21 protein-coding genes are annotated in these 21,544 nt (G+C 70.7%); 13 read left to right on the top strand and 8 right to left on the bottom strand.

Annotation, left to right across the window (positions count from 1 at the left end; translation table 11 throughout):
• The first annotated feature begins 28 nt into the window (after positions 1-28).
• A complete protein-coding gene (locus tag OHA64_RS23420) occupies positions 29-394 on the top strand; it encodes a DUF4440 domain-containing protein (protein ID WP_405616140.1) in 366 nt (121 codons plus the stop codon).
• A gap of 353 nt (positions 395-747) precedes the next feature.
• Here OHA64_RS23420 and OHA64_RS23415 read toward each other — a convergent pair whose 3' ends face one another.
• The gene (locus OHA64_RS23415) at positions 748-1,833 is read right to left on the bottom strand and encodes an NAD(P)-dependent alcohol dehydrogenase (protein ID WP_405616137.1); all 1,086 of its coding nucleotides are present in this window, start codon (positions 1,831-1,833) and stop codon (positions 748-750) included.
• A 111-nt stretch (positions 1,834-1,944) separates the two neighbouring features.
• Here OHA64_RS23415 and OHA64_RS23410 point away from each other — a divergent pair, with 111 nt between their 5' ends.
• Positions 1,945-2,547, top strand: a complete 603-nt coding sequence (locus OHA64_RS23410) for a TetR family transcriptional regulator (protein WP_405616135.1) — start codon at positions 1,945-1,947, stop codon at positions 2,545-2,547.
• 203 nt (positions 2,548-2,750) lie between these two features.
• Here the strand turns inward: OHA64_RS23410 and OHA64_RS23405 are convergent, their stop codons facing one another.
• The 3 genes from OHA64_RS23405 to OHA64_RS23395 form a co-directional block, all read right to left on the bottom strand.
• Positions 2,751-2,888, bottom strand: coding sequence for a hypothetical protein (locus OHA64_RS23405; protein ID WP_405616133.1), 138 nt, complete (start codon positions 2,886-2,888; stop codon positions 2,751-2,753).
• Positions 2,878-3,426 (bottom strand): GtrA family protein, encoded by a 549-nt coding sequence (locus OHA64_RS23400; RefSeq protein WP_405616131.1) that lies wholly within the window; start codon positions 3,424-3,426, stop codon positions 2,878-2,880. The genes OHA64_RS23405 and OHA64_RS23400 overlap by 11 nt, the downstream gene beginning before the upstream one ends.
• Before the next feature lie 267 nt (positions 3,427-3,693).
• Positions 3,694-4,182: a MarR family winged helix-turn-helix transcriptional regulator gene (locus tag OHA64_RS23395; RefSeq protein WP_405616129.1), complete on the bottom strand. Its 489-nt coding sequence runs from the start codon at positions 4,180-4,182 to the stop codon at positions 3,694-3,696.
• Positions 4,183-4,271: 89 nt separating this feature from the next.
• Here OHA64_RS23395 and OHA64_RS23390 point away from each other — a divergent pair, with 89 nt between their 5' ends.
• The 8 genes from OHA64_RS23390 to OHA64_RS23355 all read left to right on the top strand — a co-directional run bounded on the left by OHA64_RS23390 (position 4,272) and on the right by OHA64_RS23355 (position 14,669).
• Positions 4,272-4,691, top strand: coding sequence for an HGxxPAAW family protein (locus OHA64_RS23390; protein ID WP_405616127.1), 420 nt, complete (start codon positions 4,272-4,274; stop codon positions 4,689-4,691).
• A 48-nt stretch (positions 4,692-4,739) separates the two neighbouring features.
• Positions 4,740-5,615 carry a DUF2797 domain-containing protein gene (locus OHA64_RS23385; protein ID WP_405616125.1) on the top strand — a complete coding sequence of 292 codons (876 nt, stop codon included), beginning with the start codon at positions 4,740-4,742 and terminating at the stop codon, positions 5,613-5,615.
• 203 nt (positions 5,616-5,818) lie between these two features.
• Positions 5,819-6,559 carry a response regulator transcription factor gene (locus OHA64_RS23380; protein WP_405616123.1) on the top strand — a complete coding sequence of 247 codons (741 nt, stop codon included), beginning with the start codon at positions 5,819-5,821 and terminating at the stop codon, positions 6,557-6,559.
• Positions 6,556-8,193 (top strand): ATP-binding protein, encoded by a 1,638-nt coding sequence (locus tag OHA64_RS23375; RefSeq protein ID WP_405616121.1) that lies wholly within the window; start codon positions 6,556-6,558, stop codon positions 8,191-8,193. The genes OHA64_RS23380 and OHA64_RS23375 overlap by 4 nt, the downstream gene beginning before the upstream one ends.
• Before the next feature lie 14 nt (positions 8,194-8,207).
• Positions 8,208-9,830, top strand: a complete 1,623-nt coding sequence (locus OHA64_RS23370) for a glycosyltransferase (RefSeq protein WP_405616119.1) — start codon at positions 8,208-8,210, stop codon at positions 9,828-9,830.
• Entirely contained in the window at positions 9,830-12,121 is a 2,292-nt protein-coding gene (locus tag OHA64_RS23365; RefSeq protein WP_405616117.1) for a glycosyltransferase family 39 protein, read from the top strand. The genes OHA64_RS23370 and OHA64_RS23365 overlap by 1 nt, the downstream gene beginning before the upstream one ends.
• Before the next feature lie 149 nt (positions 12,122-12,270).
• Complete coding sequence (locus tag OHA64_RS23360; RefSeq protein WP_405616114.1) at positions 12,271-13,767, top strand: MFS transporter; 1,497 nt, start codon at positions 12,271-12,273, stop codon at positions 13,765-13,767.
• Positions 13,768-13,910: 143 nt separating this feature from the next.
• A complete protein-coding gene (locus tag OHA64_RS23355; protein WP_405616112.1) occupies positions 13,911-14,669 on the top strand; it encodes a TetR/AcrR family transcriptional regulator in 759 nt (252 codons plus the stop codon).
• Positions 14,670-14,809: 140 nt separating this feature from the next.
• Here OHA64_RS23355 and OHA64_RS23350 read toward each other — a convergent pair whose 3' ends face one another.
• Positions 14,810-15,286 carry a PPOX class F420-dependent oxidoreductase gene (locus tag OHA64_RS23350; protein WP_405616110.1) on the bottom strand — a complete coding sequence of 159 codons (477 nt, stop codon included), beginning with the start codon at positions 15,284-15,286 and terminating at the stop codon, positions 14,810-14,812.
• Between the two features lie 140 nt (positions 15,287-15,426).
• Positions 15,427-15,801 carry an STAS domain-containing protein gene (locus OHA64_RS23345; protein ID WP_405616108.1) on the bottom strand — a complete coding sequence of 125 codons (375 nt, stop codon included), beginning with the start codon at positions 15,799-15,801 and terminating at the stop codon, positions 15,427-15,429.
• A 212-nt stretch (positions 15,802-16,013) separates the two neighbouring features.
• Here OHA64_RS23345 and OHA64_RS23340 point away from each other — a divergent pair, with 212 nt between their 5' ends.
• The 3 genes from OHA64_RS23340 to OHA64_RS23330 all read left to right on the top strand — a co-directional run bounded on the left by OHA64_RS23340 (position 16,014) and on the right by OHA64_RS23330 (position 18,001).
• Positions 16,014-16,736 carry an ANTAR domain-containing protein gene (locus OHA64_RS23340; RefSeq protein ID WP_405616106.1) on the top strand — a complete coding sequence of 241 codons (723 nt, stop codon included), beginning with the start codon at positions 16,014-16,016 and terminating at the stop codon, positions 16,734-16,736.
• A gap of 54 nt (positions 16,737-16,790) precedes the next feature.
• The gene (locus OHA64_RS23335; RefSeq protein WP_405616104.1) at positions 16,791-17,510 is read left to right on the top strand and encodes a GAF and ANTAR domain-containing protein; all 720 of its coding nucleotides are present in this window, start codon (positions 16,791-16,793) and stop codon (positions 17,508-17,510) included.
• A gap of 104 nt (positions 17,511-17,614) precedes the next feature.
• Positions 17,615-18,001 (top strand): hypothetical protein, encoded by a 387-nt coding sequence (locus OHA64_RS23330; RefSeq protein ID WP_405616102.1) that lies wholly within the window; start codon positions 17,615-17,617, stop codon positions 17,999-18,001.
• Between the two features lie 60 nt (positions 18,002-18,061).
• Here the strand turns inward: OHA64_RS23330 and OHA64_RS23325 are convergent, their stop codons facing one another.
• Positions 18,062-18,883 (bottom strand): YceI family protein, encoded by an 822-nt coding sequence (locus OHA64_RS23325; RefSeq protein ID WP_405616100.1) that lies wholly within the window; start codon positions 18,881-18,883, stop codon positions 18,062-18,064.
• A gap of 102 nt (positions 18,884-18,985) precedes the next feature.
• Complete coding sequence (locus OHA64_RS23320; protein WP_405616098.1) at positions 18,986-21,532, bottom strand: MFS transporter; 2,547 nt, start codon at positions 21,530-21,532, stop codon at positions 18,986-18,988.
• Between the last annotated feature and the right edge of the window lie 12 nt (positions 21,533-21,544).

Here is a 21,544-nt window from a genome sequence, read left to right as displayed (position 1 = left end):
GGATGGGGTCCGTCCGTAGGGTTCATGCATGGCAGACGAGAGTGAACGGGCCGTTCAGGCGGCCATCGCGGCGGAGATGCGGCTTCTCGACCCTGCGGTGCGTGCTGTCCCGGGCCTGGTCTCGGAGCTTCTGGACCCGGAGTTCACCGAGTTCGGAGCGTCTGGCAGGCGTTGGGACGCGACGTCGATTCTCACCGTGACGAGTGCCGGTTCAGTGGACCCGGAGTCTCCGGTCGAGGTCAGCGAGATGTCCGGGGTCGTACTCGCTCCGGGCATCGTTCACCTGACGTACTTCACCGACGACAGCGGGCGCCGAGCATGGCGAAGCTCCTTGTGGCGTCTGACGGAAACGGGCTGGCGTATGTACTTTCACCAGGCAACTCTGGCGAGCTGACCGAAGGATGGTCCGCCGGCCGTGAGGGCCGCGGACCATCGAGGGAGGTAGCGGCAGAGGTCAGGCGGTGCGAGTCGCTGCCGGTCGGCCTCATGGCCGGGCAGGTGGGTCTGGGGGCGAATGCCTCCGGCGGCGCCTTGCCCGACTCGGCCAGGATCTCGGGCTTGCGGCTGGGGACGTAGTAGCGCACCACGCCGTAGGAGACGACGTCCGCACCGTGTCCTTGACCGGCCGGTGAAAGGAACGGATGACCCTGTGCCGCTGCTTGCGCGGCGCGTCGAGATCCGCCAGCAGGATTTCGTCGATCACCGGCTTGTACGGATCCAGCAGACCTGCCCGCGGCGGCGGCTTCTTCAGTCCAGATCGGACATGTCGAGTACGAAGCGGTAGCGGACGTCGTTGCGGCGGAGGCGGTCGAGGGCCTCGTTCACCTGTGCCGAGGGGAGCAGTTCGATGTCCGCGGTGACACCGTGCTCGGCGCAGAATTCCAGCATGGCGGCGGTGGCCGGCCTGCCGCCGCTGCCTGCGGAGCTGAGCTTCTTGCGCCCCACGAGCAGGTCGGTGGTCTCCACGGTGACGGGGCCGAGGTGCCCGAGGTGGCTGAGCGTCCCGTCCATGGCGACCAGGCGTAGGTAGGGGGCGAGGTCGTGCGGGGCGGAGATGGTGTCGATGACGACGTCGAACCGTGCACGGGCGTCGGCCATCTGCTCCGGGGCGGTGGAGACGATGAGGTCGCCGGCGCCGAGACGACGGGCGTCGTCGAGCTTGTCCGGTGAGCGGCTGATGACCGAGGTGTCGGCGCCGAGCGCCACGGCGATCCTGACCGCGAGATGGCCGAGACCGCCCAGTCCTGCCACGGCGACGCGCGTACCCGGACCCACGCCCAGGGCGTGCAGTGGCTCCCAGACGGTGACTCCGGCGCAGAGCAGCGGAGCCGCCGCGGCCGGATCCAGGGCTGCGGGGAGGGCGTAGGCGAAACGGTCGCGGACGACGTACTCGCGGGAGTAGCCGCCCAGGGTGGTCGACTCGTCGTGCCGGTCGCGGCCGCCGTAGGTCAGGGTCGGGAAGGCGTGGCAGAAGTTCTCCTGGCCGGCCCGGCACATGGGACAAGTCCCGCACGAGTCGACGATGTTGCCCACCGCCACCTGGTCGCCGACGGCGAAGCCGGTGACCTCGGGCCCGGTCTCGGTCACCACGCCTGTGAACTCGTGCCCTGGCACCAGGGGCGTGCCGCCCGTGCCGTCATGGACGTCCAGGTCGGCATGGGCGCGGACGGCGTGCAGGTCGGTGTGGCAGACACCGCAGTAGTCCACGCGGATCGCGAGGTCGTCGGGGCGTAGGTCACGCCGTTCAAGTGTTGTCCGGCGCAGCATCTCCAGTGACGGCCGCTCCGATGTCGTGCCCGTGCTCGTCGCCTGCCAGCCGACTGTGGTCCTCATGGCACTCCGCTCCAGCTAGATAGACAGACTGTTCGGTCTATTTGGCTCTTCAAGCTACAGAGGTACGGGGCATCAGGCAAACCAACTGTTCTGTTTGGTAGCGTGACGGGCATGGTTGACCAGCCCCTGACCTCGCGTGGCGCGGCGACGCACCGGCGCATCATCGAGGTGGCGACCCAGGAGTTCGCCGAGCACGGGATCGCCGGAGCTCGCGTCGACCGGATCGTGGCCGCCGCACGCACCAACAAGGCCCAGCTCTATGCCTACTTCGGCAGCAAGGAAGGGCTCTTCGACGCGATCTTCTTCAGCTCCCTGGAGCGGATCGTGAACGTCGTCCCGATCGACGCCACCGACCTCGCGGACTGGGCCGTGCGCCTCTACGACGAGTACCTGCGCCGCCCCGATCTCATCCGCCTGGCCACCTGGGCGCGTCTGGAGCGACGCCCGGCAGGGCACCTGGTCGACGACCCCGACCGCCTCGACGACAACAAACTGCGCGCCATCGCCGAGGCGCAGGCCGCCGGCCTGGTGCGCCGGGGGGACCCGTTCGACGTGATGGCCATGGTGATCGCCATGTCCATGGCCTGGTCACCGGTCAGCAACGTCTACGCGGCGACCGCCCAGGAGCCCGCGGAACTGCACGAGCGGCGCCGTGCCCTGCTCCACGAGAGCGTCCTCCGGGCGATGGCGGTCGACCAGGACCACCAGTCCTAGGGCAGGTCCTGGGCGGGCCAGGACCTTGGGCGGCCAGTGGCCGTCTGCGAAACGGTTCAGCCGTAGAACGGGCCCGGGGTGCTCCATGTCGAGTGGCCGAAGACGTTGTCGTCGGCGATGGTGACCTTGACGTTGCTGACCTTGAGGCCGTACTGGGGCCGGGGTCATGCCCGTGGGGCAGTTCACGGTGACGGCCGGGAAGTTCATGGAACCGTTGCCGAGACGCCGTCGGCGGTGGGTGCCGGGATGTCGGCCGTGGTGGTGGCCTGGGCGGCGCCGGGGCCGGGCAGGGCGAGGCCGGTGGCGGCGAGCAGGGCGATGGTCAGCCGGTCATCCGGCAAAAGCCTCGGTCCTTACAAACGGAACGTTCCAGTCGTCCGCCGTGCGGGGCTTCGGTGCCGCGGCCTGCTTCCGGTCGGGGCCCACGAAGACGAACAGGCGCAGGACCAGGAAGCGTCCGATTCCGGCGAGGCCGGACGCGGAGAGGTAGACCGCCTGCTCACACAACAGGCTCGGCGACGACTGCACCGACTGGAGGACGAACATCGCGGCGCAGGTCACCACGTACGCCGCCGTCGCCGAGCCCGCGGACTGCAGGTGGCGGCGCCAGCCGGGGCGGCGGCCCGTGCCGAAGGTGAAAAGGGCGTGCAGCTCGGTGCACAGGAGGGTGGACGCGACGGTGATCACCGCGTTCGCGGCAGCCCAGGGCATCGTCACGGCGAGCAGCGGTACGGCGAGGCCGGCGAGGAGGCCGACACCGCCACCGCAGATCACGAACCGTACGAAGGAGGCGAGGGGGCCCGGAGTCGCGGAGGCGTCGCGGGCGGACCGCGGCTCGCCGCGCGTCGGATGCGGCTTCGGCGGGAGCGTCGACTCCATGACGTTTCCTTCCGGACGGGGCGGCCTTCGTTGCTTCGTCACCTGACACCGGCCCGACTTCAGGCGACCTTCAGTCCGCCTTCAGTCGAGTTTCGATCGGGCTTCAGCCGGGGCCAGTTGGGATCGACCGGGAGCGGTCGGGATCCGCTGGGATCGGCTGGGTTCAACGATGCCGTCGTCCGCTAGCGGGAACGATGGAGCGGCCACCCGGACTGGAGGTATGGCCAGCTGCACCACGTGTGGGGGGCGCGCCGACTGCCCCTTGCGTCACTTCCCCTCGGCGTCCTGGTCCCGGAGTTCCTCGATGTGGCTGTGGGCCATGGCCGTCGCGCGGGTGAACCAGTCGGTGATGGAGGCCAGTTCGTCGGCGGAGTAGTCGGCGAAGAGGCCGTTCAGACGGGCGTAGTGGGGCTCGTAGAGGGCGACCACGCGGGTGACCGCGTCCGGGACGGCGGCCACGCGGACACGGCGGCGGTCCGCGGGGTCGGGTACGCGGGTGACGTAGCCGGCGCGTTCGAGGCGGTTGAGGATGCCGGTCACGCCGCCGGTGGTGACGTGCGCGCGTTCGGCGATGTCGCCGGCCGTGAGGAGATCCTCGCCCGCTTGCAGGACGTAGGCGAAACACAGGAGATCGGAGACGTTCAGGCCCAGTCGCTGGGCCATCTCCTGTTGGCCGAGCAGATGGGCCGCGACGAGGGAGTCCATCGCCGACAGCGCCTCGGCCGGAGTGGCAGGGGGGCGCGACTTGGCTGGCATTGCGGGTTCCTGTTTCCCTTAGCTCGTGAGAGGTTCATGCAGTAAATTACTTACGCTGTGAGATACCCGTACGAGAGGAAGGCGGGCACGTGAGCGCACATCAGTATGACGAGGGACATACGGTCGCAGGCTGGACCGGTTTCGGTATCGCGACCGTCGGGACGGCGGTACTGGGGCTGGGTGTCTGCGTGGTGTCCGCTCCGCTCCTGGTGGCCGGAACCGCCATCGACCTCGTGGGCCTCCTCGTCGCCTGGGCCCTGCATCTCACCGGCTGGGGCAAGGCGCCAGGGAAACGGCCGAGGGAGCAGTGGGGGATGCGGGTGCGGGACACGGGAGCGCGGGCCGGGCATCCCGGGTGTGTCGGGTGCCGGCTGGCGGGGCGGGGGGTGCGTCGTACGGCTGCGGCTGCGGCTACAAGCACGAGTACGGCAGCGGCAGGGACGGCGTCCGGTGTCGTGCCTGTTTCCGCAGGTGAGGCGGAGCCTGCCACCGCCCCCTCCGGTGGGTGATCCCCGCGCAGCCGCCATTGTCAGTGGTGCCCCCTACTCTCGGAAGCGATGGCACAGGCATGGAAGTGCTCGGGGCTGCGGTGGGCGGCGGATGGCCCCGTGCTGGTGTGGGACGGCGGGCGGCGCAGTGCGCTGACCTGGGGGAAGAGGGTGGCCTTCGGGGTCGCGGAAGGGGGCGGTCGGACCTGTGTGGGTGCGCGACGGCACCCCTGTCCGGTGCGGGCGGCCGTCTCGGGGCGGAGTACGGGGGCGCGGTGCGAGGAGTGCGCGCGGCTGGACCGGGCCCACTCCGTCGCCGCGGACACTCTTGCCGACGACCCGCGGCCGTACCGGGTGTATCTGGCGTGGTTCGGGCCCGGGATGGTCAAGGTCGGGATCACCGCCGAAGAGCGCGGTTCGGCCCGGCTGTTGGAGCAGGGCGCCGTCTGCTTCAGCTGGCTGGGCACGGGCCCGCTGATGGCCGCCCGGCGTACCGAGGAACTGCTGCGCGCCGCGCTCGGGGTGCCGGACCGGATTCCGTACGCCGAGAAGCGGGCGGTGCGGGCCCGGTTGCCGAGGTCGGCAGCCGAACGGGCCGCTGAGGTCACTGAGTTGCACGGCCGTGCGCTTGACCTCGGCGGCTGGCCGGAGTCGCTCGCGCCCGCGCCCTGCCAGCCCGTTGATCATGTCGGCGCGTTCGGGCTCAGAGACCTTCCGGCCGCCGTGGGCGAGGTGGCCGAGCTTGCGGCCGGGGGCGTTGTGAGCGGTCGGCTGGTGGCGGCCGCCGGGCCGGACCTGCATCTGGCGACGGGCCCCGCAGTGGTGGTCGTCCTCGACACGCGGCTGATCACCGGGTGGGAACTCGTACCCGTCGAAGGTGAGGAAGTCACCGTGCCGGTACGGCAGTTCAAGGCACCGCCGAGTGTGCAGTCGGGCCTGTTCTGACCAAGCGAGCTCCGGGCTTCGCGCTCTCGCACGACGATGACGGCGACGGCAGGTTCGGTACGACGCTGGAGCACGTCCGGCCGAAAACCATGAGGCGTCGATGAAGGGCTCCCAGGGCTTCCCTGAGAGTCACCTGTGCGTTTCTCAGGAAAATCACAGACAGCCGAAAGGGTGCTCTCAGGGGGCCCCGACATGGTTTCATCATGACCACGACCTCGCCCCAGGGGCGCACCGAACTGCTGAGGCCGGACGGGAGCCCCGTCCGAGTGCTTGTGGTGGACGACGAGCTGTCGATCACCGAACTCCTGTCCATGGCCCTCCGCTACGAGGGCTGGCAGATCCGGAGTGCCGGTGACGGCACGGGCGCCCTTCAGACCGCCCGTGAGTTCCGTCCCGACGCCGTTGTCCTGGACATGATGCTGCCCGACATGGACGGGCTGGCCGTGCTGGGCAGGCTGCGGCGTGAGCTGCCGGACGTGCCGGTGCTGTTCCTGACGGCGAAGGACGCCGTCGAGGACCGGATAGCCGGGCTAACCGCCGGCGGCGACGACTACGTCACCAAGCCGTTCAGCCTCGAAGAGGTCGTGGCCCGGCTGCGCGGTCTCATCCGGCGCTCCGGCGCGGCCGACCGGCGCTCCGACTCCGTCCTCGTCGTCGGGGACCTCACCCTGGACGAGGACAGCCACGAGGTGTCGCGGGCCGGGGAGGGCATCCACCTCACCGCGACCGAGTTCGAGCTGCTGCGCTTCCTGATGCGCAATCCGCGGCGCGTGCTCAGCAAGGCGCAGATCCTTGACCGTGTGTGGTCGTACGACTTCGGCGGCCAGGCCAACGTGGTCGAGCTCTACATCTCCTACCTGCGCCGCAAGATCGACGCCGGTCGTGAGCCGATGATCCATACCCGGCGCGGCGCCGGCTACCTGATCAAGCCCGCCGTGTCATGAGCGGACGACGACGGCCGCGTGCGCAGAAGCGAGCACCCAAGCCGCGCACACTGCGGAGCCGGCTCGTCGTCGCGTCCGTGGTGCTGATCGCGGTGGTCTGCGCGGTGATCGGCACGGTGACGACTCTGGCGCTGCGGTCGCATCTGTACGAGCAGCTGGACGACCAGGTCCTCGACGCCGGCAAGCGCCTTTCGGGACCGCCGTTCGGCAAGCCGGACGACCTGAACAACCAGTCCCGGCTGAACGGCAAGGCTCCGCTCAAAAAACTCACCGCGCAGGAGCAACTGGAGGGCTTCGCCAGCCACGGCCCGACGCAGGAGAAGACCGTGGCAGCAGCGGTCAGCGTCAAGGGCGCCATCACCAAAGCGGTCGTCGCCGATCAGCAGGCCGACAACACCAGCCAGCAGATGAACGCCACCGACCTCTCCGAGGCCCAGCGCTCCGTGCTCGCCGACGTCTCCACGACCGGTCGGCACACCGTGACCATCCCCGGCCTCGGCGAATACCGGGTGACGTACGTCCAGGCGAAGGACGGCAACGGCGGCTACTACGTCGCCCTCCCCACCGACGACGTCAACAGCACCATCAACACCCTGATCCTCGTAGAGCTCAGCGTCACCGCCGCCGGTCTCGGCGCCGCCGTCATCGCCGGCTACGTCCTCGTCGGAGTCGCCACGCGCCCCCTCCGGAGGGTCGCCGCCACCGCCACCCGGGTTTCCGAACTGCCCCTGCACACCGGCGAGGTCAACCTCAGCGAGCGGGTGCCCGAGTCCGAGACCGACCCGCACACCGAGGTCGGGCAGGTGGGCGCCGCGCTGAACCGGATGCTGAACCACGTCCACGGGGCCCTGCACTCCCGGCAGCAGAGCGAGACGCGGGTACGGCAGTTCGTCGCGGACGCCAGCCACGAGCTGCGCACCCCGCTCGCCTCCATCCGCGGGTACGCCGAGCTCACCAGACGCGGCAGAGAGGAGGTCGGTCCGGACACCCGGCACGCCCTCGGGCGCATCGAGTCCGAGGCCGGCCGTATGACCCTCCTCGTCGAGGACCTGCTGCTGCTCGCGCGTCTCGACGCCGGGCGGCCGCTCCAGTTCGAGCAGACGGACCTCGTACCGCTCGTCGTGGACACCATCAGCGACTCCCGCGCGGCCGGCATGGACCACAACTGGCGGCTCGACCTGCCCGACGAACCGGCCCTCGTCTCCGCGGACGCGGCGCGGATCCAGCAGGTGCTGGTCAACCTGTTGGGCAACGCCCGCAAGCACACGCCGCCCGGTACGACCGTCACCGCACGTGTGCAGCGGCGCGGCCCCTGGATGTGCGTGGATGTCGAGGACAACGGTCAGGGCATCCCGTCCGACCTGCTCCCGCACGTCTTCGAACGGTTCGCGCGCGGTGACTCGGCGCGTTCCCGGGCCACCGGCTCGACCGGTCTGGGGCTGGCGATCGTGCAGGCCGTGGCGACCGCGCACGGCGGTGCGGTGACCGTGGACAGCGCTCCCGGACGCACTGTGTTCACCATGCACCTGCCCGCGCTGGGCCCCGCGATCCCGCATCCTTCGCCCGAAACGAACTGGCAATCGCACTCACAGGCCCAGCACAGCGCCGCCATATGGGTGCAACAGGGGGCCTGACCAGAGTCGTTGGCATGCGAACCGACTCTTCTCCCGGCACCCTGCCGGCGCGGGAGCACCTCCCGGCCACAGACGCCGGAACGCCTGTCCTGGACGTAGTGATCCCCGTCTACAACGAGGAGAAGGACCTCCAGCCGTGTGTGCTGAGACTGCACGAGCACCTCAAGCGCACGTTCCCGTACGCGTTCCGCATCACGATCGCGGACAACGCGTCGACGGACACCACCCCCGAGGTGTCCGCGCGGCTGGCGGCGGAGCTCCCGGAGGTGCGGGCGTTCCGGCTGGAGCAGAAGGGCCGCGGCCGGGCGCTGCGGACCGTCTGGTCCGCCTCGGACGCCCCCGTCCTCGCCTACATGGACGTGGATCTGTCCACCGACCTCAATGCCCTGCTGCCGCTGGTGGCACCGCTGATCTCGGGCCACTCCGACCTGGCGATCGGCTCCCGGCTAGCCCGTAGCTCCCGGGTGGTGCGCGGGCCCAAGCGCGAGTTCATCAGCCGCGCCTACAACCTGATCCTGCGGGGCTCGCTCCAGGCCCGCTTCTCGGACGCCCAGTGCGGCTTCAAGGCGATCCGCCGCGATGTCGCGCAGGTGCTGCTGCCGCTGGTGGAGGACACCGGCTGGTTCTTCGACACCGAGATGCTGGTGATCGCCGAGCGCGCGGGACTGCGCATCCACGAGGTCCCCGTCGACTGGGTCGACGACCCGAACTCCACGGTGCACATCGTGAAGACGGCGACCGACGACCTCAAGGGCGTGTGGCGGGTCGGCAAGGCCCTGGCCACCGGGTCGCTGTCGCTGGACCGGATCACCCGGCCCTTCGGCGACGACCCGCGCGACCGCGAGATCCAGGACGTACCGAAGGGGCTGGCCCGCCAGCTCGTCGGGTTCTGTGTGGTCGGCGGGCTGTCCACTCTCTTCTACCTGCTGCTCTACAGCCTCTTCCGGCAGTTCGGCGGCTCCCAGGTGGCCAACGCGCTCGCGCTGCTGGTCTCGGCGGTCGCGAACACGGCCGCCAACCGACGACTGACCTTCGGGGTGCGCGGGCGGGGCGGCGCCGTCCGACACCAGGCGCAGGGTCTGGTCGTCTTCGGTATCGGCCTCGCGCTGACCAGCGGCTCCCTCGCCGCCCTGAACGCGGCGACCTCCGAGCCGGCGCACTCCACCGAGCTGGCGGTCCTCATCGCCGCCAACCTGGCCGCGACCGTGCTGCGCTTCCTGCTCTTCCGGGCCTGGGTGTTCTCGGACCGGCGTGAGGACGACAGCCCGTCCGGCGTCGTCGTCTCGCCCGACCCGGCCGCGCCCACCTACGCCACGATGCCGCCCGTCCAGCAGCCGCCCGTCCAGCAGCCGTACGCACAACAGCCCTACGTACAACAGGCCTACGGGCGGCAGCCCTACGGACAGCAGCAGCCCGACCAGCAGCAGTACGGCCAACAGCCCCACGGCCGGCACCAGCACGGCCAGCAGCCCCCGCTGCCACAGCGGCCGACGGCCCCGACCTACGCCACCGGGCCCCAGAGCTCGTACCGCACGACCGAGTTCCGCGCCGGTGAAGCCGCGGACCGCACCCGGGGGGACGCGACCGCGCACCTGCGGCCGGTGCGCCCCACCGACACCGACCCGAGGAACTCCTGATGACCACGCACACCGACCGGACGACGCCACCGGGTCCCAGTTCCTGGGGGCCGCCGACAGCCACGACGAGTACGGCCGTGCGGGAACCGGTGGTTCCCGAGGCCCCGCCGACCGGTCCCGAATCCGGTGAACCCAGGCAGCCGTTCGTACGGAGACTGTGGCGGGGCCGACCCGAGGACCCGCGCTGGGCGCGTCCAGCGTTCCTCGGCCTGCTCCTCGTGACCACCGTGCTCTACCTGTACAACCTGAGCGCCTCCGGATACGCCAACTCCTTCTACTCCGCGGCCGTCCAGGCAGGCAGTCAGAGCTGGAAGGCGATGTTCTTCGGCTCGCTGGACGCGGGCAACGCCATCACCGTCGACAAGCCCCCGGCCTCGCTGTGGCCGATGGAGCTGTCGGTCAGGATCTTCGGTCTGAACTCGTGGGCGATCCTGGCCCCCGAGGCCCTGATGGGCGTCGGCACGGTCGCCGTCGTGTACGCCTCCGTGCGCCGCCGGTTCAGCCCCGCGGCCGGTCTGATCGCGGGCGCGGTGCTCGCGTTCACCCCCGTCGCGGCGCTGATGTTCCGGTTCAACAACCCGGACGCCATGCTGGCCCTGCTGATGGCTCTGGCCTGCTACTTCGTCGCCCGGTCCGTGGAGGACGGCCGGGCGAAGTGGCTGGTGTGGGCCGGTGTCGCGATCGGTTTCGCGTTCCTCGCGAAGACCCTCCAGGCCTTCCTGATCCTGCCGCCGCTGGCCATCGTGTACGCGGTCTGCGCGCCGGTCCAGCTGAGGAAGCGGCTCGGACAGCTGGCCCTCGCGACGGTCGCGCTGGTCGTCTCGGGCGGCTGGTGGGTCGCGATCGTCGAGCTGTGGCCCGCCTCCTCCCGCCCCTACATCGGCGGTTCGCAGAACAACTCCTTCCTGGAGCTGACCTTCGGCTACAACGGCTTCGGCCGGCTGAGCGGCGACGAGACCGGCAGCGTCGGTGGCGGTGGTGGCGGTGGCGGTGGTGGCGGTACCGGCATGTGGGGCGAGACCGGCTGGAACCGGATGTTCAACTCCGAGATCGGCGGCCAGATCTCCTGGCTGCTGCCGACCGCGCTGATCCTGCTGGTCGCGGGCCTGGTGGCGACCTGGAAGCTCAAGCGGACGTCCGCGACCCGGGGCGCGTTCCTGGTGTGGGGCGGCTCGCTGCTGATCACCATGGTCGTCTTCAGCTACATGGCGGGGATCTTCCACCAGTACTACACGATCGCCCTCGCCCCCTATGTCGCCGCCGTGGTCGGCATGGGCGCGGGGATCCTGTGGGAGAAGCGCTCCGAGATCTGGGCGTCGCTCACCCTGGCATCGGCGGTGGTGGCGAGCGCCGCCTGGGGCTACGTCCTCCTTGACCGCACTCCCGACTACCTGCCCTGGCTCAAGTGGCTGGTCCTCGTCGGGGGGTTGGTCGCCGCACTCGGCCTGATCTTCGTGGCCAGGCTGGGCCGGCAGCTCGCGCTCGCCGCGGTGGGCCTGGGCATCGTGGCCTCGCTGGCCGGACCGACGGCGTACACCCTCAGCACCCTGGAGGAAGGCCACACCGGCTCCATCGTCACGGCCGGTCCGGCGGGCGCGAGCATGATGGGCGGTCCGGGCGGCGGCGGCCGGGCTGGCTTCGGGGGCGGCGGTATGCCGGGCCGGCAGAACGGCAACGGCACCACGCCGGGTCAGAACCAGCAGGGCAACGGCTTCCCGGGTGGCGGTGCCGGTGGCTTCGGCGGTGGTATGCCGGGCCAGAACGGAAACAGCCAGAACCAGCAGAACGGCAGCGGGAACAGCCAAGGGAACGGCACCCCCCAGGGCAACGGCACCACCCAGGGCCAGAGCCAGGGTCAGAACCAGCAGGGCGGCCCGGCGATGGGCGACGGCGGCCGCATGGGCGGCGGTGGTGGCGGGGTCGGCGGTCTGCTCAACGGCGCCTCCGTCACCTCCGAGGCCAAGAAGCTGCTGGAGGCCGACTCCGACACCTACACCTGGGCGGCCGCGGCCATCGGCGCCCAGAACGCCGCGAGCTACCAACTCGCCACGGGTGACGCGGTGATGGCGATCGGCGGCTTCAACGGCACCGACCCGTCCCCGACATTGGCCCAGTTCAAGAAGTACGTGGAGGACGGCAGGATCCACTACTTCATCTCCTCCGGCACCGGCGGCGGCATGGGCGGCGGCAGCGACGGCACGTCCTCGCAGATCACCACCTGGGTCGAGGCCAACTTCAAGAAGGTGACGGTCGGTTCGGCCACCTTCTACGACCTGACGCAGAAGGCGTAGGCATCCGGCCGGGACAACAAGGACGGTGGCACCACAGGCGGTGGCCCGGGGTTCGCACGAACCCCGGGCCACCGCCTTTCCCGTACGGCACGGGGCACGGCGGGAAAGTGTGTTGTACGCCGTATGGGAACTGTTCTACGGTGTACGCCATGTCGACATCCTCCCAGGAACACGCCCCGGCTCCCCCACTGGTCGGCGGCCACCCCCAGCGCTGGCTGATCCTCGGTGTCATCTGTCTCGCACAGCTCACCGTGTTGCTCGACAACACCGTCCTGAACGTGGCGATCCCCTCGCTCACCCGCGAGCTGGACGCGTCCACCTCGGACATCCAGTGGATGATCAACGCGTACTCGCTGGTGCAGTCGGGCCTGCTGCTCACCGCGGGCAGCTCCGCGGACCGCTACGGCCGCAAGAAGCTGCTGGTGGCGGGCCTGGCCCTGTTCGGCCTCGGCTCGCTGGTGGCGGGTCTCGCGACCACCAGCGGTCAACTGATCGCCGCACGCGCCGGGATGGGCGTCGGCGGGGCGCTCCTGATGACCACCACGCTCGCCGTCGTGGTCCAGATCTTCGACGACACCGAGCGGGTGAAGGCGATCGGACTGTGGTCCACGGTCAACTCGCTCGGGTTCGCCGTCGGCCCGCTGCTCGGCGGGGTGATGCTCGACCACTTCTGGTGGGGCGCGATCTTCCTCATCAACATCCCGGTCGCGGCCATCGGCCTGATCGCCGTGCTCGCCCTCGTCCCCGAGTCCAGGAACCCGCGGGGCGACCGGCCCGACCTGCTCGGCGCGCTGCTGTCCACGATCGGTATGACGAGCATCGTCTACGCGATCATCTCCGGGCCCGACGACGGCTGGACCTCGGCGCCCACCCTCACCTCCGCCGCGATCGGCGTTGTCGTGATGGCCGGGTTCGTGGCCTGGGAGCTGCGTATCCCGTACCCGATGCTGGACATGCACTTCTTCCGCAACCAGAGGTTCACCGGCGCCGTCGCGGGCGCGATCCTGGTCGCCTTCGGGATGGCCGGCTCGCTCTTCCTGCTCACCCAGCACCTCCAGTTCGTGCTCGGATACGGCCCGTTGGAGGCCGGTCTGCACACGGCGCCGTTCGCGCTCACCATCGTCGCGCTCAACCTCACCGGGGTGAGCGCGCTGCTGCTGCCGAGGCTGGGCACGCCGCTGACCATCGCGTCCGGGATGACGTGCCTGGCGGCCGGGCTCGCGTCGATCGCGCTGTTCGGCGGGGACGGTTACGGCGGAATGCTGCTCGGACTGATCATCATGGGCGTCGGTGTCGCCTTCGCGATGCCGGCCATGGCCAACGCGGTGATGAGCGCGATACCGCCCGAGAAGGCGGGCGTGGGCGCGGGCGTCAACGGGACGCTGGCGGAGTTCGGGCAGGGGCTGGGGGTCGCGGTGCTCGGCGCGGTGCTGAACTCGCGGTTCGCGGCGGCGGTCTCGGTGGCGGCGGCTTCGCTGCCGGCGGCGTTGGCCGAAGCGGGCTCGGCCGAGGAGCGGCGCCAGATCACGGACGCGTTCGCCTCCGGGCTGGAGACGAGTCAGCTGGTGGGGGCGGTGGCTGTGCTGTTCGGGGGGTTGGTGGCCGCCGCGTTGTTGCGTCGGGCTGAGCGGGCAGACTCCGCATAGTGGTTCGGGTGGCCGGTCCGGCCGGCGGCTGCGGGTCCGGTGGGTCCGATCCCGCCCACGCGGCGGTGTCGCGTGCGGGTGCGGCCCGGGCCCCTGCCGCGGCGCCTAAGCTGGCCGGCGTTGAAAATCGAGGAAGGTGCGCCATGGTGAAAGCGGCCGAGCGGGCGGCGCGGACCAGTGTGTGGCTGGAGGGCAAGGCGCGTCGCGGCGGGCGGGGTGGCGGGCAGCCGTCCGGGCTGGACCGGGAGCGGATCACCGAGGTCACCGTGCGGCTGCTGGACGCCGAGGGGCTGGCCCGGTTCTCCATGCGCCGGCTCGCCGCCGAGCTGAACGTCACCGCGATGTCCGTCTACTGGTACGTCGACACCAAGGACGACCTTCTCGAACTCGCCCTGGACGCGGCCTTCGGCGAGCTGGACCTGCCCGACCCGGACGCCGACGAGGACTGGCGCGACCAGCTGCGCGCCCTGGCCAGGGTGTATCGGGCCCTGCTGGTCCGGCATCCCTGGCTGTCGCCGCTGGTCGGCCGGTACCTCAACATCGGCCCCAACAACCTGGCCTTCTCCCGGGTCGTGCAGCGCGTCATCCGCAGGACCGCCCTGCCCGTGCACGGCGTCACCGGGGCCATCTCGGCGGTCTTCCAGTTCGTGTACGGCTACGGCACGATCGAGGGTCACTTCTTCTCCCGTGTCGCCGACGCCGACATGTCGCCGGACGAGTACTTCCAGCACTCCATGAGCACGGTGACGCGGGCCCCGGACGCCGCCGAGGTCATCCAGGAGTCCACGGTGCTCATGGCGGCCCGTGGCGGCGACACGGTCGAGGAGATGCTGGAGCGGGACTTCGAGTTCGCGCTGGAACTGCTGCTGGCCGGGATCGAGGCGATGGTGGAGCGCGGTTAGGGCGGGTCGTTCGGACCACCGCGGACCCGGGTGATCCGAACGACACCCCCTGGGTGCGCTCCCAGAGGATCAGCTCTCGGGCGCGGTCCGGCTGCCCGCCTCGTGGGGCATGCGGCCGGACTCGGTGCCCCGGGCGTCGTTCACCCCTGGTCGCCGGAGACCAGCCGGGCCGGGAAACCACCGGTGGCCACCGGACCCCAGCGTTCCGGCGTGATCCGGATGATCGACTTGCCCTGCTTGAGCATGGCCGCCCGGTACTCGTCCCAGTCGGGGTGCTCGCCGGCGATGTTGCGGTAGTACTCCACGAGCGGCTCGACGGAGTCCGGCGAGTCGACGACCTCGGCGGTGCCGTCGACCTGCACCCACGGCCCGTTCCAGTCGTCGCTCAGCACGATCAGGCTGACCCGCGGATCCCGCTGGGCGTTGCGGGTCTTGGCGCGCTCGGGGTAGGTGGACACGACGATCCGCCCGGAGTCGTCGACCCCGCAGGTCAGCGGTGACCCCTGGGGGCCACCGTCGGACCGGCGGGTCAGCAGGATCGCGTGGTGCCGGGGCCGTACGAAGTCCAGCAACTCGTCCAGCGATACGGAGGTGTTGGTCGCGATGTTCGGTGCCATGGCGTCAGCCTAGGACCCTGGCCGGAAACAGCCGCTCGGGACACCCGGGCGCGACACCCGTCCCGTACACCCGTCCGGGGCGTCGCCGCCCGGTACACCCCCGTCCACCGGCCCCGTCCACCCGCCCCGGCCGACGCGCCCTACTCCGTCAGCGCCTCGTGCAGGTTGTCGTACACCGGGACATCCCGCCGCGCCCCCGTCACCTCCAGGACCCGGCTGGCGGCGCTGTCGGGCAGCGCCACCACCCGCACCCGCACCCGGGGGTGGAGCCGCAGGCGGACCTCGTCGACGAGGCGGACGCCCTGGGAGTCCATGAAGTGGGTGGAGGTGAGGTCCAGCACCAGGACCCGCAGCCGGCCGGCACGGGCGTCCACGGCGGACATGACCCTGCGCAGCAGGCCCGCGGCGTTGCCGAGGTCTATCTCGGGCGGGAGGACCAGCAGAGTCGTGGAGCCGGGCAGATCGCGTAGATCACGCAGCTCGCACGGATTCGGGAGGAAGGTCACGGCACTCACCTGGCAGACGATCGTCCGGATTCCGGGGGAGGCCACTTCCTGACCTGACGTCCCCCCATTCCACCACGCCGACCATCGCGCCCGGAAGTGGTCGCGACCTCCGTCAGGCGGACGTCACTTCGACGCAACCAAGCAGCTAAAGTTCTGTCCATCCTGTGCTCGCAGTCAGGAATGTGCTGCGGAGCTCTCCTGCGCACGTCCTTTGGGCGTGCATGCCGAAGAGGTTCGTGGTGGCTGCGTCCGAGTTTCCTGATTTGCCCCTTTTTGCTGCCGGTTTCGAGCTGGCAGAGGCCCTGACGGTGGCGGCTCAGCAACTGCACGACACGGTGACCCCGCACAACACCATGCGCACCGCGGTCCGGCTGGCCGTGCACCTGCTGCCCGGCGCCGACCACGCCGGCATCTCCGTGATAGAGCGCACCCAGCACCGCCGTACGGTCGCCTGGACCGACGAGGTGGTGCGCTTCGCCGAGTCCGGGCACACCGGACGCGAGCAGGCGCCGTACTGGGAGAACCTGTGGAGCGCGCCCGTCGTCCGGTTGGAGGACAGCGATGCCGACGACGGCGGGGCCGCCCTGTCCGAGCTGGGCCTGCGCTCGGCGCTGTCGCTGCGGCTGCGCGCCGACCGCCGCCGGCTGACCGTCCTCACGGCCTACTCCCGCAAGCCGCGTGCCTTCGACGAGGTCGCCACCCGGGTCGGCCGGCTGTTCACCGCGCACGTCAGTCTCGCCCTCGACTCGGCCACCGTACGGGAGCAGTTGACGGAGGCGATGCGCACCAGGGACCTGATCGGCCAGGCCACCGGAATCCTCATGGAACGGATGGACATGGACGCGGCGGAGGCGTTCGACTCCCTGGTCAAGGCCTCGCAGCGGGAGAACATCAAGCTGCGCGACCTGGCCCGGCGCATCGTGGATGCGAACAACGCCACATGACGGGCCGGGCGGCCCGGGGGAGTTAACCGGCGTCGACGGGATATCCGTAGGTGCATGAGCCCCGAGACGTCCGACACGCTGGAAATGGCCATCGTGCGCAGCAACGGTCTCGACACGCTGCTGCGCGATCTGACCGACCGCGCGGTGGAGGCGGTGCCCGGCGCGGCCGCGTGCAGCATCACGGTGCGCCGCGCCGACCGGCTGCTGACCCTGGCAGGCAGCCGCGGCCTGCCCAGTGGCCTCGACCAGCGCCAGTACGAGAACGGCTCGGGGCCCTGTGTGGACGCCGCCGAGACGACCAGCGAGAAGTACGCCCCCGACCTGGAGGCGGAGACCCGCTGGCCCATGTACACGTCGTACGCGCTCTCCGTGGGCGTGCGCTGTGTGCTGGCGATTCCGATCGAGGTGGAGGGTGAGAGGGACGCCGCCCTCAACCTCTACGGTGTCAAAAGGGGCTCGCTGGGCCCGGGCAGGGACGCGGCCCGGGCCTTCGCCGACCGGGTGGGTGACGCGATCAACGTCGCCCTGCGCGTCGAGCGTCGCCAGGAGTCCGTCGCCGACGTGCGCACCGCGCTGGTCTCCCGCAGCGTCATCGACCAGGCCGTCGGCATCCTCATGGCGCAGGAGCGGATCGACGCCCGGATCGCCCTGGAACGCCTGCGCCGGGTCTCGCAGAACCACAACGTCAAACTCCGGGACCTGTGCACCGACCTGGTGGCACGGGTGAGCGGCGGCGACGGGCGCGTGTCCGGCCGCTCGGCCGGACGGAACTGACGTTCCTGGAGCGGGATGTGGAGAGGGCCCGGATCGCGGCCGAGTAGCGTCCAGTTCGAACGGACGCCTGCGGGGCCGGGGCCACAGCCCCTACCGTGGCCCGCATGAGCGCGGAAGACCTCAGCCCCGAGGACCAGTGGCCACTGCCACCCGCCTGGATGTGGGACTGCGCCGAGTGCGTCCGCCGCTACGAGGCGATGAAGCACGTGCAGGCCGTCATCGCCGGGCTCACCGCGGAGGACCCCGGTGTCGACTGGGACGTCACCGACAGCGTCGTCGGCACGCAGATCAGCCTGAGCCGACATCTGGCCGAGGCGCACCGCGCGTCACTGCCTGACTGGGACCCCTCCTGCACGACCTGCGCCGGCCACCGCGACGCCCTCGCCGGGGCGGCTGATTCCCCCGAACTGCTGCCGGGCGCGGTCATGGTGGCCGAGGAACACCGCGCCCGCCATCTGTTCGCCCCGCCCCGCGTCGTCGGGCTGATGTAGGCGGTGCCGGGTGTGGCCGCCGGGCCGCCGCGGCCCGTGGCGCGGGCCTCCGCTCCGGCCTCAGGCCTGCGGCAGCGAGTCGCCCTGCACCGCCTGGACGTCCAGCTCCACCTTCAGCTTCGTGCCGATGGCGGCGATGCCCGCCTGGACGACCTGGTTGTAGTTCATGGCGAAGTCCTCGCGATGCAGTTCCGTCGTCGCCCGGTAGGCCGCCCGGGTGCCGCCCCAGGGATCGGAGCCGGTGCCGAGGTAGGCGAGGTTCAGGTCGACCGGTCGGGCGACGCCGTGCAGGGTCAGCTCCCCGTGCACGGTCCAGCGGTCCGAACCGGCCGGCGTCAGTCCGGTCGAGTGGTACGTGATCTCCGGGAACCGCTCGACGTCCAGGAAGTCCGCGGACCTCAGGTGGGTGTCGCGCATGCCGTTGCCGGTGTCGATGGACGCCGCCCGGATGACCGCCTCCACGCGGGACTTGGCCACGTCGTCCGGGGCGACCTCGATCGAGGCCGTGAACTCCGTGAACCGTCCGTGCACGGTGGAGATACCCAGGTGCTGGGCGGCGGCGGACACACTGGAGTGCGCCGGGTCGACGGTCCACGGCCCCGGCGGCGGCAGCTCGGTCCCGCCCTGCCGGGCCAGCGTCACCGTGCCGACCTCGGCCCGGCCGCTCGCCGTGACGAGTGCGCTCGCGGCGGCGGGCGCGTACCCGACGGCCGTGACGATGACGGTGTACGCGCCCGGCGCCAGCGCGGTCGTGTCCCGTACGGCACCCTCGGAGTCGGCCTCGGCGCGCAGCACCTGCGAGCCGGTCATGTCGGTCACCGTGACTACCGCGTGCGACACGGCCCATCCGTCCCGCGTACGGATCTTCGCGGTCAGTCCCATCCCTTTTCTCCCTGCGAAAGCATTACAAACTGGTCATAAAGAGAACGGCCCGCGCCGGGCACCCTCCGAGCGGAGGCGTGCCCGACCCGGGCCGGATCCGAACTACTCGCCGGGGTGGGAGAGTTCGATGTCGTGGCCGTCGACGCCCTGGCCCTGGACGGTCAGCGCGGTCGCGACCGGGGCGTATCCGGTCGCGATGACCGTGTAGTCGCCCCCGTCCAAGTCGGTGAACGCGTACGCCCCGTCGGTGCCGGTGGTGGCGGTGGCGACGACGTTGCCGGCCGCGTCGACCAGCGTCACCCGGGCGTCCGCCAGCGGACCGTGCGGCGCCCGCACGACCCCCTGCAGCTGAGCCCCCGAATCCAGGTCCACCTCGACCCGGGTCACCCCGCTGCCGCCGACCTCCACCGGCAGGGCACGCGGCCGGTATCCGGCGGCGTTCACGGCGACCGTCACCGCACCGGGCACCAGCTCCGCGAACGAGAACTCGCCCTGCTCACCGCTGACGGCGGTGGCCAGCAGGTCCCCGCGTACGTCGGTGACGATGACCATCGCGTCCTTCACCGGGCTGCCGGTGTGGGCGGCCCGCACCAGCCCGCTCAGGCCACTGGTACCGCTCAGGAGAATGTCGTACGCCACCGGCTCGCCGCCCACCACGACGGTGGACGCCTGCGGCTGGAAGCCGTCCGCCGAGGCGATCAGGACATACGAACCCGTGCCCGGAGCGTCCAGCCCGTAGGAGCCGTCCGCCTGCGCGACCGCGCGGCCCAGCTGCCGGCCCGCCAGCGAGATCAGCGTCACCGCCGCACCCGCGACCGGGACACCCTCCGCGCCCCGTACGAAACCACCGACCGGCACACCGGCCGAACCCTCGGGACGGGGGATCGTGGCCACCGCCGAGAGCCGCTGCGTGCCCTCGGGAGCGGCCTCGGTGGCCGACTCGGCGACGGCCCAGCTCGGGACGTGCGCCTGGGCGGAAGCCTGCGCCTCGGCCGGAGCCTGCACCTCGGCGGAGGTCTGGGCCGCCGCGGCCGGGGCCGCCTGGTCCGGGGTCTCCTCCGAGGCCGTCTGCGCGAGTGCGCCCTTCGTCCGCAACGGGACCTCCTTGATGAACAGCGTGATGAGGAAGGCGAGCAGGGCCAGGCCCGACGCGATCAGGAAGACGTCCGCGATGCCGTGGCCGTACGCGCTCTCCATGACCGTGCGCAGCGGCGCGGGCAGCTTGTCCATGTCCGGGATGGAGCCGGAGCCGGCACCCGAGGCCATGGAGGCGTACTTGGGGCCGAGGTCGGCGATGCCGTCCTGGGCGTAGTCGGTGATGCGGTGGGCCATCACGGCGCCCAGCGCGGAGACGCCGACCGCACCGCCGAGGGAACGGAAGAACGTGACCGTGGAGCTGGCCGAGCCGAGGTCGGCCGGGGCCACCTGGTTCTGCGTGGAGAGCACCAGGTTCTGCATCATCATGCCGATGCCCAGGCCCAGCAGGGCCATGAAGATCGCCATCTTCCAGTAGTCCGTGTCGTACCGGACGGTGCCCAGCAGGCCCAGGCCCGCCGTCACCAGCACGCCGCCGGTGACCAGCCAGACCTTCCACTTGCCGGTCCGGGTGATGAACTGCCCGGAGACGGTCGAGGAGATGAACAGACCGCCGATCATCGGGATCGTCATGACACCCGACATGGTCGGGGACTTGTCCCGGGCCAGCTGGAAGAACTGGCTGAAGAAGACGGTGCCGGTGAACATCGCGACGCCCACGAAGAGCGAGGCGAGCGAGGACAGCGTGATGGTGCGGTTGCGGAACAGCCGGAGCGGGATGATCGGCTCGCTGGCCTTGGACTCGACCAGCACGAACAGCAGGCCGAGCACGATCGAGCCGCCGACCATCGCGTAGGTCTGCCATGACACCCAGTCGTACTTGTCACCGGCGAAGGTGACCCACACCAGCAGCAGGGAGACCGCGGCGGAGATGAAGAACGCGCCGCCCCAGTCGACCTTGACCTCCCGCTTGACGACGGGCAGGTGCAGGGTCTTCTGCAGCACGATCAGCGCGATGACCGCGAACGGCACACCGACGTAGAAGCACCAGCGCCAGCCGAGCCACGAGGTGTCGGTGATGACACCGCCGAGCAGCGGGCCGCCGACGGTGGCGATGGCGAAGGTGGCGCCGAGGTAGCCGGAGTAGCGCCCGCGCTCACGCGGGGAGATCATCGCGGCCATCACGATCTGCGCGAGGGCGGAGAGACCGCCGACCCCGATGCCCTGCACCACTCGGCAGGCGATCAGCATTCCGGGGTTCTGCGACAGACCCGCGGCGGCCGATCCCAGCACGTAGACGACGAGGGCTATCTGGACGAGAGCCTTCTTGCTGTACAGGTCGGAGAGCTTGCCCCACAGGGGCGTGGTCGCCGTCATGGCGAGCAGGGAGGCGGTGACGACCCAGGTGTAGGCGGACTGACCGCCGCCGAGGTCGCCGATGATCTCGGGAAGCGCGTTGGTGACGATCGTGGACGACAGGATCGCCACGAACATCCCGAGCAGCAGCCCGGAGAGCGCCTCCATGATCTGCCGGTGCGTCATCGGATCGCTGTCGGAGGCCCCTCCTCCGTGCTTGGTGTGGGCCCGCACACCGGCTGGTGTGGTCGTTGCCATGAGCTTCCTTCT

Source organism: Streptomyces sp. NBC_00076 (assembly GCF_045041235.1).
Lineage (GTDB): Bacteria > Actinomycetota > Actinomycetes > Streptomycetales > Streptomycetaceae > Streptomyces.
This window is presented reverse-complemented; position numbering and strand designations above follow the sequence as displayed.